The 14,039-nt window shown below is 33.0% G+C and carries 13 protein-coding genes; all 13 read left to right on the forward strand.

Annotation, left to right across the window (positions count from 1 at the left end; translation table 11 throughout):
* The first annotated feature begins 8 nt into the window (after positions 1–8).
* The 13 genes from rsmH to HMPREF3241_RS00580 all read left to right on the forward strand — a co-directional run bounded on the left by rsmH (position 9) and on the right by HMPREF3241_RS00580 (position 14,023).
* Complete coding sequence (rsmH, locus tag HMPREF3241_RS00520) at positions 9–944, forward strand: 16S rRNA (cytosine(1402)-N(4))-methyltransferase RsmH (RefSeq protein WP_002446223.1); 936 nt, start codon at positions 9–11, stop codon at positions 942–944.
* A 12-nt stretch (positions 945–956) separates the two neighbouring features.
* Positions 957–1,358 carry a cell division protein FtsL gene (gene ftsL / locus HMPREF3241_RS00525; protein WP_002446224.1) on the forward strand — a complete coding sequence of 134 codons (402 nt, stop codon included), beginning with the start codon at positions 957–959 and terminating at the stop codon, positions 1,356–1,358.
* Positions 1,339–3,666, forward strand: coding sequence for a penicillin-binding protein (locus HMPREF3241_RS00530; RefSeq protein WP_002446225.1), 2,328 nt, complete (start codon positions 1,339–1,341; stop codon positions 3,664–3,666). The genes ftsL and HMPREF3241_RS00530 overlap by 20 nt, the downstream gene beginning before the upstream one ends.
* Positions 3,667–3,854: 188 nt before the next feature.
* Positions 3,855–4,820: a phospho-N-acetylmuramoyl-pentapeptide-transferase gene (gene mraY, locus HMPREF3241_RS00535; RefSeq protein ID WP_002446226.1), complete on the forward strand. Its 966-nt coding sequence runs from the start codon at positions 3,855–3,857 to the stop codon at positions 4,818–4,820.
* A gap of 1 nt (position 4,821) precedes the next feature.
* The gene (murD, locus tag HMPREF3241_RS00540; RefSeq protein ID WP_002486280.1) at positions 4,822–6,171 is read left to right on the forward strand and encodes a UDP-N-acetylmuramoyl-L-alanine--D-glutamate ligase; all 1,350 of its coding nucleotides are present in this window, start codon (positions 4,822–4,824) and stop codon (positions 6,169–6,171) included.
* Positions 6,172–6,186: 15 nt separating this feature from the next.
* A complete protein-coding gene (locus HMPREF3241_RS00545) occupies positions 6,187–7,578 on the forward strand; it encodes a cell division protein FtsQ/DivIB (RefSeq protein WP_002486279.1) in 1,392 nt (463 codons plus the stop codon).
* 105 nt (positions 7,579–7,683) lie between these two features.
* Complete coding sequence (gene ftsA / locus HMPREF3241_RS00550; protein ID WP_002446229.1) at positions 7,684–9,078, forward strand: cell division protein FtsA; 1,395 nt, start codon at positions 7,684–7,686, stop codon at positions 9,076–9,078.
* A gap of 32 nt (positions 9,079–9,110) precedes the next feature.
* Positions 9,111–10,295, forward strand: a complete 1,185-nt coding sequence (gene ftsZ, locus HMPREF3241_RS00555) for a cell division protein FtsZ (RefSeq protein ID WP_002446230.1) — start codon at positions 9,111–9,113, stop codon at positions 10,293–10,295.
* A gap of 415 nt (positions 10,296–10,710) precedes the next feature.
* Positions 10,711–11,502: a peptidoglycan editing factor PgeF gene (gene pgeF, locus HMPREF3241_RS00560; RefSeq protein ID WP_002446231.1), complete on the forward strand. Its 792-nt coding sequence runs from the start codon at positions 10,711–10,713 to the stop codon at positions 11,500–11,502.
* 25 nt (positions 11,503–11,527) lie between these two features.
* On the forward strand, positions 11,528–12,196 hold the full coding sequence (locus HMPREF3241_RS00565; protein ID WP_002486266.1) for a YggS family pyridoxal phosphate-dependent enzyme: 669 nt from the start codon (positions 11,528–11,530) through the stop codon (positions 12,194–12,196).
* Positions 12,197–12,209: 13 nt separating this feature from the next.
* Positions 12,210–12,803: a cell division protein SepF gene (locus tag HMPREF3241_RS00570; RefSeq protein ID WP_002446233.1), complete on the forward strand. Its 594-nt coding sequence runs from the start codon at positions 12,210–12,212 to the stop codon at positions 12,801–12,803.
* A gap of 11 nt (positions 12,804–12,814) precedes the next feature.
* On the forward strand, positions 12,815–13,105 hold the full coding sequence (locus HMPREF3241_RS00575) for a YggT family protein (RefSeq protein ID WP_001830086.1): 291 nt from the start codon (positions 12,815–12,817) through the stop codon (positions 13,103–13,105).
* 141 nt (positions 13,106–13,246) lie between these two features.
* A complete protein-coding gene (locus tag HMPREF3241_RS00580) occupies positions 13,247–14,023 on the forward strand; it encodes a YlmH family RNA-binding protein (protein WP_044555208.1) in 777 nt (258 codons plus the stop codon).
* Positions 14,024–14,039 lie beyond the last annotated feature (16 nt).

Here is a 14,039-nt window from a genome sequence, read left to right on the forward strand (position 1 = left end):
GAATTTAAATGTTTCATCATGTGAGCGTCATGTTAAACGAAACCATTGATTATTTAAATATTAAAGAAGATGGTGTGTATGTTGACTGTACGTTAGGTGGAGCAGGACATGCCCTCTATTTACTTAATCAATTAAATGATAAAGGTAGACTTATTGCGATTGATCAAGATTTAACAGCCATAGAAAATGCGAAAGAAGTTTTAAAAGAACATTTGCACAAAGTCACTTTTGTTCATAACAACTTTCGAGAATTAACAAATATTTTAAATGAATTAGAAATTGATAAAGTAGATGGTATTTATTATGACTTAGGTGTTTCAAGTCCTCAATTGGATGTGCCTGAAAGAGGTTTCAGTTATCACAATGATGCGAAACTTGATATGCGAATGGATCAAACACAATCACTTTCTGCATATGAAGTAGTTAATCAATGGTCTTATGAAGCATTAGTTAAGATTTTCTATCGTTACGGCGAAGAGAAATTTTCTAAACAAATTGCACGTAGAATTGAAGCCCACCGAGAACAACAACCGATTGAAACAACTTTAGAACTAGTTGATGTCATTAAAGAAGGCATACCAGCGAAAGCAAGACGGAAAGGGGGACATCCTGCAAAACGCGTGTTCCAAGCTATTCGAATTGCTGTGAATGATGAGTTGTCAGCTTTTGAAGATTCAGTTGAGCAAGCCATTGAATGTGTGAAGGTCGGAGGTAGAATATCAGTAATTACTTTCCACTCTTTGGAAGATCGTTTGTGTAAACAAATTTTCCAAGAGTTTGAGAAAGGTCCAGATGTACCAAGAGGTCTACCTGTTATTCCTGAAGCATATACACCTAAGTTAAAACGAGTGAATCGTAAACCGATTACCGCTACTGATGACGATTTAAACGAAAACAATCGAGCACGTAGCGCCAAGTTACGCGTAGCAGAAATATTAAAATAAGGAGTAAGTATAATGGCTGTAGAAAAAATTTATCAACCTTATGATGAAGCGACACAAACCAGTATCCCACAAAGACAACCACAATCGAGTCCTGAAAAACAAACCGTTAAAAGAAAAGTTGTTGTTCAACTTACTAGATTTGAAAAAATTTTATACATAGCATTAATAACTGTAATTGCTCTAATAAGTATTTATATGCTATCTTTAAAAATGGATGCGTACGATACGCGAGGAAAAATTGCAGATTTGGATCAAAAAATAGAGAAACAATCTAGTGAAAACAGCGCATTAAAGTCTGAAATTAAGAAAAATTCTTCATATGAACGCATTTACGACAAGGCTAAGAAGCAGGGCATGAGCCTAGAGAACGACAATGTAAAGGTAGTGCGTAATAATGGCGAAGCGAAAAATTAAAATTAAAAAAAATAAAATAGGAGCAGTCCTACTTGTTGGTTTATTCGGACTGCTCTTTTTTATATTGGTGCTAAGGTTTTCTTATATAATGATTACTGGCCACTCCAATGGTCAAGATTTAATTATGAAAGCCAATGAGAAATATTTAGTCAAAAATTCTCAACAACCAGAACGAGGTAAGATTTATGATCGTAATGGTAAAGTTTTAGCAGAAGATGTAGAAAGATATAAACTTGTTGCAGTTGTGGATAAAAAAGCAAGTAAAGAAAGTAAAAAGCCTCGACACGTGGTTGATAAAAAAAAGACAGCAAAAAAATTAGCTGAAATCATAGATATGGATGCTGATGAAATAGAAAAACGACTTAATAATAAGAAAGCCTTTCAAATCGAATTTGGTCAGAAAGGTACTAATTTAACTTATCAAGAAAAAGAAAAAATAGAGAAAATGAAATTACCTGGTATAGCACTTTACCCAGAAACTGAGCGCTTTTATCCTAATGGTAATTTTGCTTCCCATTTAATAGGGATGGCACAGAAAGACCCTGATACTGGTGAATTAAATGGTGCATTAGGTGTTGAAAAAATATTTAATAGTTATTTAAATGGATCAAGAGGTGCACTTAAATATATTCATGATATATGGGGCTACATTGCACCTAATACGAAGAAAGAGCAACAACCTAAACGTGGAGACGATGTACACTTAACAATTGATTCTAATATCCAAGTTTTTGTGGAAGAAGCGCTTGATGACATGGTTGAACGTTATGCTCCAAAAGATTTATTTGCAGTAGTAATGGACGCAAAAACTGGTGAAATACTTGCATATAGCCAACGTCCGACTTTTAATCCTGAAACAGGTAAAGATTTTGGCAAAAAGTGGGCGAACGATTTATATCAAAATACATATGAACCGGGCTCTACTTTTAAAACATACGGCTTAGCTGCAGCAATTCAAGAAGGTAAGTTCAAACCGGATGAAAAGTATAAATCAGGTCAAAGAAATATTATGGGCTCTGAAATTTCCGATTGGAATAAAACTGGTTGGGGACGTATACCCATGTCGTTAGGTTTTACTTATTCATCAAATACATTGATGATGCACTTACAAGATTTGGTTGGTGCTGATAAAATGAAATCTTGGTATGAACGCTTTGGATTTGGCAAAAAAACGGGTGGTATGTTTGATGGAGAAGCTGCAGGTAATATTGGTTGGGCAAATGAATTACAACAAAAAACGTCAGCATTTGGTCAATCAACAACTGTTACTCCTGCTCAAATGATTCAAGCACAATCGGCATTCTTTAATAAAGGAAATATGCTTAAACCATGGTTTGTAAGTAGTATCGATAATCCAATAACTAAAAAGAATTATTACTCTGGTAAAAAAGAGTTTGCCGGTAAACCAGTAACGCAAGAAACAGCCAATAAAGTTGAAGAAGAACTTGATAAAGTAGTAAATAGTAAGAAGAGTCATGCCATGAATTATCGCGTAAAAGGTTATGATATTGAAGGTAAGACAGGAACAGCACAAGTAGCTGATTCAAATGGAGGCGGTTATGTTAAAGGTGAAAATCCTTACTTTGTAAGTTTCATGGGGGATGCACCTAAGAAAGATCCTAAAGTCATTGTCTATGCAGGTATGAGTCTTGCTCAAAAAAATGATCAAGAAGCATATGAAATGGGTGTGAGCAAAGCATTTAAACCAATTATGGAGAATACGCTGAAATATTTAAATGTTGGAAAATCTAGTGATACTTCATCAAAAACTGACTATAGTAAAGTGCCTAACGTGCAAGGAGATGAAGTTCAAAAAGCAGAGGATAGCGTCAATGCTCAATCTCTTAAACCTATTACGATTGGTAATGGCAAACAAATTAAACAACAATCAGTTAAGTCAGGTACCAAAGTCCTACCGCACAGTAAAGTAATGTTAATGACAGACGGGGAATTAACAATGCCGGATATGACCGGATGGACAAAAGAAGATGTACTTGCTTTTGAAGATTTAACGAAAATTAAAGTTTCTACTAAAGGTAATGGATTTGTCACGAATCAAAGTATCTCAAAAGGTCAAATCATTAAAAATAAAGATAAGATAGAAGTATCATTATCTGCTGAAGATACGGATGATGACCAAGAGAAAACTGATGAGGACTCTTCGGATAAAAAATCAAAGAAAGATAAAGTTGATGAGGATAATTCAAATGCGTCTTCATCAAGTAAGAATGAAAAGTCGAACGCCGACTCGAAAAATGATTCTGATGACAGCACAAATGAAACATCAGGTTCTGAGAGAAATAATTAATTTAAGAGAACTTGATATCAACAACAGGTTGGGATTAACATTTTAGGGATTAGCTCACGAATGGTCCCAACCTTATTTAATAAATAGATAATGTCGTATATTAAAATAAAACAAAAACTGATAAAATATTAAAGGTTATTTACAAATAAAAAGAACTAAAATTAGAAAGTGAAGAAAAGGAGATTTATATGATCTTTATATACGCGATCATCGCATTACTGATAACATTTATTTTAGTCCCAATACTTATTCCAACATTGAAACGTATGAAATTTGGACAAAGTATCCGTGAAGAAGGGCCTCAAAGCCATATGAAAAAAACAGGTACACCTACTATGGGTGGGCTTACATTTTTAATTAGTATTATAATTACCTCCATCATTGCAATTATCTTTGTAGACCATTCCAATCCTATTATTTTGTTACTATTTGTAACAATCGGTTTTGGTCTTATTGGATTTATTGATGACTATATTATTGTAGTTAAAAAGAATAACCAAGGATTAACTAGTAAACAAAAGTTTCTAGCACAAATAATTATTGCAGTTATATTTTTTGTGCTAAGTGATGTTTTTCACCTTGTACATTTTACGACAGATTTGCATATTCCATTTGTGAATTTTGATATTCCGTTGTCATTTGCTTATGTGATATTTATTGTCTTTTGGCAAGTTGGTTTCTCAAATGCTGTAAACTTAACAGATGGCTTAGATGGATTGGCAACTGGTTTGTCAATAATAGGTTTTGCTATGTATGCTGTAATGAGTTACATGTTAGATTCACCGGCTATTGGCATATTTTGTATTATAATGATTTTCGCTTTACTAGGTTTCTTACCTTACAATTTAAATCCAGCGAAAGTTTTCATGGGAGACACAGGAAGTCTTGCTTTAGGTGGTATTTTTGCGACGATTTCAATCATGTTGAATCAAGAATTATCATTAATATTAATTGGTTTTGTGTTTGTAGTTGAGACATTATCTGTAATGTTACAAGTAGCCTCATATAAATTAACGAAGAAACGTATTTTCAAGATGAGTCCTATACATCACCACTTTGAATTAAGTGGTTGGGGTGAATGGAAGGTAGTAACAGTATTTTGGACGGTAGGTTTAATTACAGGATTAATAGGTTTATGGATTGGAGTGCATTAAATTGCTAAATTACACTGAATTAGAAAATAAAAATGTTTTAGTAGTAGGCTTAGCAAAAAGTGGATATGAAGCGGCGAAACTTCTCCTTAAATTAGGTGCTAACGTTAAAGTCAATGATGGAAAGGATCTTTCACAGGATGCACATGCTAAAGATTTAGAATCTATGGGCATTGAGGTAATTAGCGGTAGTCATCCTTTTTCTTTATTAGATGATAATCCCATCATTGTGAAAAATCCAGGTATTCCATATACTGTATCAATTATTGAAGAAGCAGCAAAAAGAGGGCTTAAAATCTTAACAGAGGTTGAACTTAGCTATTTAATTTCTGAGGCACCAATCATAGCAGTTACTGGAACTAACGGTAAAACAACTGTCACTTCACTAATCGGTGATATGTTCCAAAAAAGCGTGTTAACTGGACGGCTTTCTGGAAATATTGGTTATGTAGCCTCAAACGTTGCACAAGAAGTTAAATCAGATGAGTATTTAATAACAGAATTATCATCTTTTCAATTATTAGGTATTGAGAAATATAAACCACATATCGCTATCATTACAAATATTTATTCTGCACATTTGGATTACCATGAAACGTTAGAGAACTATCAAAATGCTAAAAAGCAAATATATAAAAATCAAACTAAAGATGATTATCTTATTTGTAATTATCACCAAAGACACCTAATTGAATCAGAAAATCTAGAAGCAAAAACATTTTATTTTTCAACACAGCAAGAAGTTGATGGGATATACATTAAAGATGGTTTCATCGTTTTTAACGGCATTCGCATTATTAACACTAAAGACTTAGTACTACCGGGAGAACATAACCTGGAAAATATTTTAGCAGCTGTATTAGCATCGATCATTGCTGGTGTGCCAGTCAAAGCTATTGTAGATAGTCTTGTTACTTTTTCTGGTATTGATCATAGACTTCAGTATATTGGTACAAATCGCACAAATAAATATTATAATGATTCAAAAGCAACTAATACTTTAGCTACTCAATTTGCGCTTAACTCTTTTGATCAACCAATTATTTGGTTGTGTGGTGGATTAGATCGTGGTAATGAATTCGATGAACTTATTCCTTATATGGAAAATGTACGTGTGATGGTTGTTTTTGGAGAAACACAAGATAAATTTGCTAAATTGGGAAATAGTCAAGGTAAGTATGTGATTAAAGCAACAGACGTAGAGGATGCTGTTGATAAAATTCAAGATATAGTCGAGCCCAATGATGTTGTTTTATTATCACCAGCTTGTGCAAGTTGGGATCAGTATCATACATTTGAAGAACGTGGTGAGAAGTTTATCGATAGATTCCGAGCGCACTTGCCATCATACTAAGGAGTGTGAATGCTCATGGAAGAGAATAAAAATCAACCTAATAATGAGAATATGTCGAATAAAGACGATAATACAATCCATTTGAATGATAGTCAAAGTAATGAAGACTTAGAGCTTTTTAGACGGAATAAAAACGCTCGCCAACGCAGAAGACGTCGCATAGATAACCAAAGTAAAGAAAAAGATGCTACGTCTACACAATCACAGTTAGAAACTAAACCAATGGATAAATTTATTGATAATCACAAGTCGCATAATCAAGATAAAGAAATAAAAAGTGATTTAATTGAGGATAATGTTAATGATGAAGATGACAATCAAAAATATAATAATGATAAATTAAATGATCGTAGTGTTCAACAAACAAGCGAAACGCGTCAAAGTAATGAAGACGAAGAGGAATTTCTAACTGATCATCAGAGCGAAAAACAAACTAAAGACTCTCGTCATTCTAAAAAACATAAATTACTAAGTAAATTTACTTCTAAAAAAGAAAAGGAAACATTTACATCGTTCAATAGTAATGAGAAGGTAACTCAAATTAAACCGCTTAGTTTAGAAGAAAAAAGAGCCATAAGACGTAAAAAGCAAAAAAGAATCCAATATACAATTATCACACTACTCATTCTTATCATTGTTCTCATTTTACTCTATATGTTTACACCACTAAGTAAAATATCAAATGTAAATATTAAAGGTAATAACAACGTAAGTACGAGTAAAATAAAGAAAGAACTTAACGTTACTTCACGTTCACGAATGTATACTTTTAGTAAAAATAAAGCGATTAGGAACTTAAAACAGAATCCTTTAATCAAAGAAGTTGATATTCATAAACAATTACCAAACACGTTAACTGTTAACGTGACTGAGTACCAAATTGTTGGTTTAGAAAAAAATAAAGATAAATATGTGCCAATTATAGAAGATGGTAAAGAATTAACAGAATACAAAGATGAAGTTTCACATGATGGACCTATCATTGATGGGTTCAAAGGAGACAAAAAAACACGAATTATAAAAGCTTTATCTGAAATGTCACCTAAAGTGAGAAACTTAATAGCAGAGGTGAGTTACGCACCAACTAAAAATAAACAAAGTCGCATAAAGATTTTTACCAAAGATAATATGCAAGTCATTGGTGACATTACAACGATTGCAGACAAAATGCAATATTATCCTCAAATGTCACAATCATTAAGCAGAGATGATTCTGGCGAACTTAAGACAAATGGGTATATTGATTTATCGGTTGGAGCGTCATTTATTCCTTATCAAGGTTCATCAACTGTTCAATCGGGTACTGAACAAAATGTAACCAAGTCAACACAAGAAGAAAATGATGCAAAAGAAGAACTTCAAAATGTGTTGAATAAAATTAATAAACAATCTAAAGAAAATAATTAAAAAATTTCGATAATAGTATGTGTTTATAGTTCACAAGCTATTCAACGTATTGTACACTAAACATAGTGTACTTAAATAGTATAATTTGTCAGGAGGTGCCTATCTATGGAGGAACATTACTATGTGAGCATAGATATAGGTTCATCAAGCGTAAAAACAATAGTAGGCGAAAAATTTCACAACGGAATTAATGTGATAGGTACAGGGCAAACCTACACAAGTGGTATCAAGAATGGTTTAATTGATGATTTTGATATTGCAAGACAAGCAATTAAAGATACAATTAAGAAGGCTTCAATTGCCTCTGGTGTAGATATAAAAGATGTATTTTTAAAACTACCTATCATCGGTACCGAAGTATATGATGAATCAAATGAAATTGAATTTTACGAGGATACTGAAATTGATGGCACGCATATTGAATCAGTTTTAGAAGGTATCCGGGATAAAAATGATGTACCTGAAACTGAAGTGATAAATGTATTCCCAATTCGTTTTGTAGTTGACAAAGACAATGAAGTTTCAGATCCAAAAGAATTAATTGCAAGACATTCATTAAAAGTAGATGCAGGTGTCATCGCAATCCAAAAATCTATTTTAATCAATATGATTAAATGTGTTGAGGCATGTGGTGTTGACGTGTTAGATGTTTATTCTGATGCGTATAATTATGGTTCTATTCTTACACCAACGGAGAAAGAATTAGGCGCTTGTGTCATTGATATCGGTGAAGATTTAACGCAAGTTGCTTTCTATGAACGAGGAGAACTTGTAGATGCTGAATCTATAGAAATGGCCGGTCGAGACATTACGGATGATATTGCTCAAGGACTAAATACTACATATGACACAGCTGAAAAGGTAAAACATCAATATGGTCATGCATTTTATGACTCTGCTTCAGATCAAGATGTCTTTTCAGTAGATCAAGTTGATTCAGATGAACATGTTCAATATACTCAAAAAGATTTAAGTGACTTTATTGAACAAAGAGTCGAAGATATATTCTTTGAAGTCTTTGATGTTTTACAAGAACTAGGACTTACAAAAGTAAACGGAGGATTTGTAGTTACTGGCGGATCTGCAAATTTACTAGGTGTAAAAGAATTACTACAAGATATGGTTAGTGAAAAAGTGAGAATTCATACACCGTCACAAATGGGTATCAGAAAACCGGAATTTTCTTCTGCTATTTCTACAATTTCTAGTAGTATCGCTTTTGACGAGTTATTAGATTATGTTACAATTAGTTATCAAGATAATGAAGAATTTGAAGAAGAAGTTATCGAATCTGATAAAGATAGTGAAACAAAATCAAGCGGTTTTGATTGGTTTAAGCGTAAATCAAACAAAAAAGAAAATGACGAGGTAGCACCAGAAGCGCCTCGTGAAGAGTCTTATGAAGACCGTGAAAATCATCTAGAAGATGAACAACAAACAGAAGGCAAAGCCAAAGAAGAAAGTAAGTTTAAAAAATTAATGAAATCTCTATTTGAATGATTATTGGCCATAAAGACTAGGAGGAAAATTAAATGTTAGAATTTGAACAAGGATTTAATCATTTAGCCACATTGAAAGTCATCGGTGTAGGTGGCGGCGGAAATAATGCCGTTAACCGTATGATTGACCATGGTATGAATAATGTGGAATTTATTGCTATCAACACTGATGGACAAGCTTTAAACTTATCAAAAGCTGAATCAAAAATTCAAATTGGTGAAAAATTAACACGTGGATTAGGTGCTGGTGCTAATCCTGAAATTGGGAAGAAAGCAGCAGAAGAATCAAGAGAACAAATTGAAGATGCTATCCAAGGTGCTGATATGGTATTCGTAACTGCTGGTATGGGTGGCGGTACTGGAACAGGTGCTGCGCCGGTTGTTGCTAAAATTGCAAAAGAAATGGGTGCTTTAACTGTAGGTGTTGTTACGCGTCCATTCGGTTTCGAAGGTCGTAAGCGCCAAACACAAGCGGCAGCTGGTGTAGAATCTATGAAAGCAGCAGTGGATACATTAATTGTTATTCCAAATGATCGCTTATTAGATATCGTTGACAAATCTACGCCGATGATGGAAGCATTTAAAGAAGCGGATAATGTATTACGTCAAGGTGTACAAGGTATTTCAGATTTAATTGCAGTATCAGGTGAAGTGAACTTAGACTTTGCAGACGTTAAAACAATTATGTCTAATCAAGGTTCTGCGTTAATGGGTATCGGTGTGTCATCTGGTGAAAACAGAGCAGTCGAAGCCGCTAAAAAAGCAATTTCTTCTCCATTATTAGAAACATCAATTGTAGGTGCTCAAGGTGTACTTATGAACATTACAGGTGGAGAATCACTGTCTTTATTTGAAGCGCAAGAAGCAGCTGATATTGTTCAAGATGCTGCAGATGAAGATGTGAATATGATTTTCGGTACAGTTATTAACCCAGAGCTCCAAGATGAAATTGTAGTTACTGTTATCGCAACTGGTTTTGAAGATAAACCTTCTTCACAAGGTCGTAAAGCTACAAGTACTGGTTTTGGTTCAAGTGTAAATAGTAGTTCTAATCATCAATCTGGTGCTAGTGCTAAAGAAGATTCATTCTCTGCACACACTTCTCATTCACAATCAAGTGAAAGTGTAAGTGAAAGAAGCCACACTACTAAAGATGATGATATTCCTAGCTTTATTAGAAATAGAGAAGAAAGACGTTCTAGAAGAACTAGACGCTAATCGTCAGTATATATAATCACTGTATTTTAAATAGCCTGAGACATTTTATAGTCTCAGGCATTTTTTTCGTGTTGGAGTATCTAACTAACCTGAAAACCTATTTAAATCAATGTTTAACTAAATTTTTCTGTTTTGAAGGATAAGACAACACTTTATATAAATTTTTGCTGCTAATTCTCAAAATAACATTCATATATCGATAGAACTATTAATATAAATAATTAATGTATTTATTATCTTATGTGCATCATTTAGGTAACCATTGCAAGTTAGTAATTGATACAAGTTTAAATAAATTTAAGTATGATATATAATTGTTTTATAATTGGTTACTTAATACTTAGATTATTTGTAGAACATTTCGATTTGAAATTAAGTGTACAGTGGAATGTATATATAGGGGTGGTGAAATATTTTGAAAGAGAGATTTATTAAGAAAACTCATTATTTAGACTATCAATTTGATGAGCATACTGATATTAAGTTAGGTTTCACTACTCGAGAAAATGGTTTAAGTCCTTATCCTAATCATAGTTTTAATATGGCGAGATATATCAGCGACAGTGCACATCATATTACACATCATCAAGATATCTTAGCGAATCTTATTGGTTATCCAAGAGATGAATGGGTTTTTCCTATACAAACACATGATAATCGCATCGTTGAAGTTACAAGTGAACATAAAGGAACAAATATTGATAAACTAACTGATGATTTACATGGCATAGATGGAATGTATACTTTCGATTCTCACATTCTCCTTACTATGTGTTATGCGGATTGTGTACCGGTATATTTTTATAGTGAATCACATGGCTATATTGGATTAGCACATGCAGGTTGGCGAGGAACATATGGTCAAATAGTAAAAGAAATGCTAAAAAAAGTGGATTTTGATTATGAAGACTTAAAGATTGTAATCGGTCCAGCAACTTCAAATTCTTATGAAATCAATGATGATATAAAAAATAAATTTGAGGAATTAACCATTGATTCAACTTTATATATTGAGAGCAGAGGCAAAAATAAACATGGTATTGATTTAAAAAAGGCTAACGCACTTCTTCTAGAAGAAGCTGGAGTTCCATCAAAAAACATATACATTACCGAATATTCAACTTCAGAAAACTTAGATTTATTCTTTTCATATCGTGTTGAAAAAGGACAGACGGGACGTATGTTAGCATTTATTGGACGAAAGTAAAGTGTATAAAGTAGGTGAATAATTTATGGATGTTAAAGAGAATCTTGCTAAGATTGAAACGGAAATTGATGCAAGCGTTAAAAAAAGTGCCCATTCAGCACAACCTCACGTGATTGCAGTAACAAAATATGTTACAATAGAGCGAGCTAGAGAAGCATATAAAGCAGGAATAAGACATTTCGGTGAAAATCGATTAGATGGATTCAAAGAGAAGAAAGAATCTCTACCAAGCGATATTAAATTACATTTCATTGGTTCTTTACAATCAAGGAAAGTTAAAGATATTATAAATGAAGTCGATTATTTTCATGCTTTAGATCGTTTGAGTCTAGCTAAGGAGATTAATAAAAGAGCAAATCATGTTATAAAATGTTTCTTACAAGTAAATGTTTCTGGAGAAAAATCTAAACATGGCATAGCTCTTGAAGAAGTGAATCAATTTATAAATCAAATCAAAGAATACGAAAATATCCAAATTATTGGATTAATGACGATGGCACCATTGACTGATGATCTATCGTACATAAAAAATTTATTTAAAGAGTTAAGACATAAAAGAAATGAAATACAACAATTCAATTTAGCACATGCGCCTTGTACAGAATTATCTATGGGAATGAGTAATGATTATCAAATGGCAGTCGAAGAAGGTGCAACCTTTGTCAGAATTGGGACTAAACTTGTAGGAGAATAGGAGTGAGCCCCCCTTGGCTTTAAAGGATTTATTTAATAATTTTTTTGTAGTTGAAGAAGAAGAGGAAGTTGAAGGACCTGAAGAGCGAGAATCTTCTAGATCACGTGAACGTGTTCAAGAGCGCGAAGATTACAATCGTAATGAGAATCAAGCGACACCACAAACTTTTAACAATAAGCAACAAGCGATTAAATCTGTACCTCAAAAGAACACTTTGAGATCGAATACAACTTCTGAAGAAAGGAATTATCGTATGAATAATAATTCAAAAAATAATTCTAGAAACGTTGTAACAATGAATCAAGCATCACAATCATATACTGCTCAGGAAAGTTCAAAAATGTGTCTGTTTGAACCACGTGTCTTTTCAGATACTCAAGATATTGCCGACGAATTAAAAAATAGACGTGCAACTTTAGTAAATTTACAACGCATTGATCAAGTATCAGCAAAGCGTATTATTGATTTTTTAAGTGGTACGGTATACGCAATTGGTGGAGATATTCAGCGCGTGGGTACTGATATTTTCTTATGCACACCTGATAATGTTGAAGTAGCCGGCAGTATAACTGATCACATCGAGAATATGGAGCAACATTACGAATAAGGAGTTCAGCTATGGATATTGGTTTGCTAAGTACAATTTTCCGATTTATTATATTTTTAGTTCAAATATATTATTTTGGAATGATTATATATTTCTTTACTTCTTGGGTTCCGAGTATAAGAGAGTCTAAGTTTGGAGAATTTTTAGGAAAGTTATATGAACCTTTCTTAGAACCTTTCCGTAAAATTATTCCTCCTATTGGCTTTATAGACATTTCTTCTATCGCGGCAATCTTCGTTCTAGTTTTATTCCAAAGTGGTTTAGTAAAAATATTTAATTTAATTCTTGCATATTTATCTTAAAATATGACACGCACTAACTTTATATTATTCAACATAACGAGGCAAAGTAGCTAGACTTTGACCTCGTTTTATCATATAACTTATTGTTGACAGTATTATAGTCGTAGTGTTTTTAAAAATTTTTCAACATAAAAGGAGTAGATAACCATCGATATATATCAGCATTTTAGAAAGGAAGAACAAGATGCTATCGATCAATTCATCGATAAATGTAAGCAGGCTGATGCTAATTATGCTCCGGTTCTAACCCATTTCTTGGACCCGCGAGGCCAATATATACTTGAGGTCATTACGCGTAGTTATCAAGATTTACATGTCACATTTTTTGGTGGACCACATGCAGAAAGGAAACGTGCAATCATCGCACCATTATATTTTAAGCCACAGCCTGAGGACTTTGAACTGACTTTATTTGAACTTCAATATCCTAAGAAATTTGTAACAATACAACATCAGCACGTTCTTGGAACACTCATGTCACTGGGAATACAAAGAGATCAACTCGGTGATATTATAGTTGGAGAAGATATACAGTTTGTTTTGACAAAACAATTAGAATCATATATTATATCTGAACTAACGCGTATTAAGGGAGCCACAGTTAAACTTAATTCTATTCCTACTGAAGATATGATACAATCAGAAGAGAATTGGAAAGTTCATAGTACAACTGTGAGCGCTTTGAGATTAGATGTAGTTTTGAAAGAGATAATTCATAAATCTCGAAATATTGCACAACAATTAATTATAAAAAAAAGAGTCAAAGTTAACCATACTGTAATAGATTCTACAGATTTTCAATTAGAGCAGAATGATTTATTGTCAATTCAAGGTTATGGTAGAGCTCAAATTGTTGAAATAGGTGGAAAAACGAAAAAGAACAAGTTACACATTCATTATCAAACACTATTTAAATAGCTATTAATCAAGGAGG

It is taken from the genome of Staphylococcus sp. HMSC34G04, assembly GCF_001838765.1.
GTDB classification, from domain to species: Bacteria; Bacillota; Bacilli; order Staphylococcales; family Staphylococcaceae; genus Staphylococcus; species Staphylococcus epidermidis.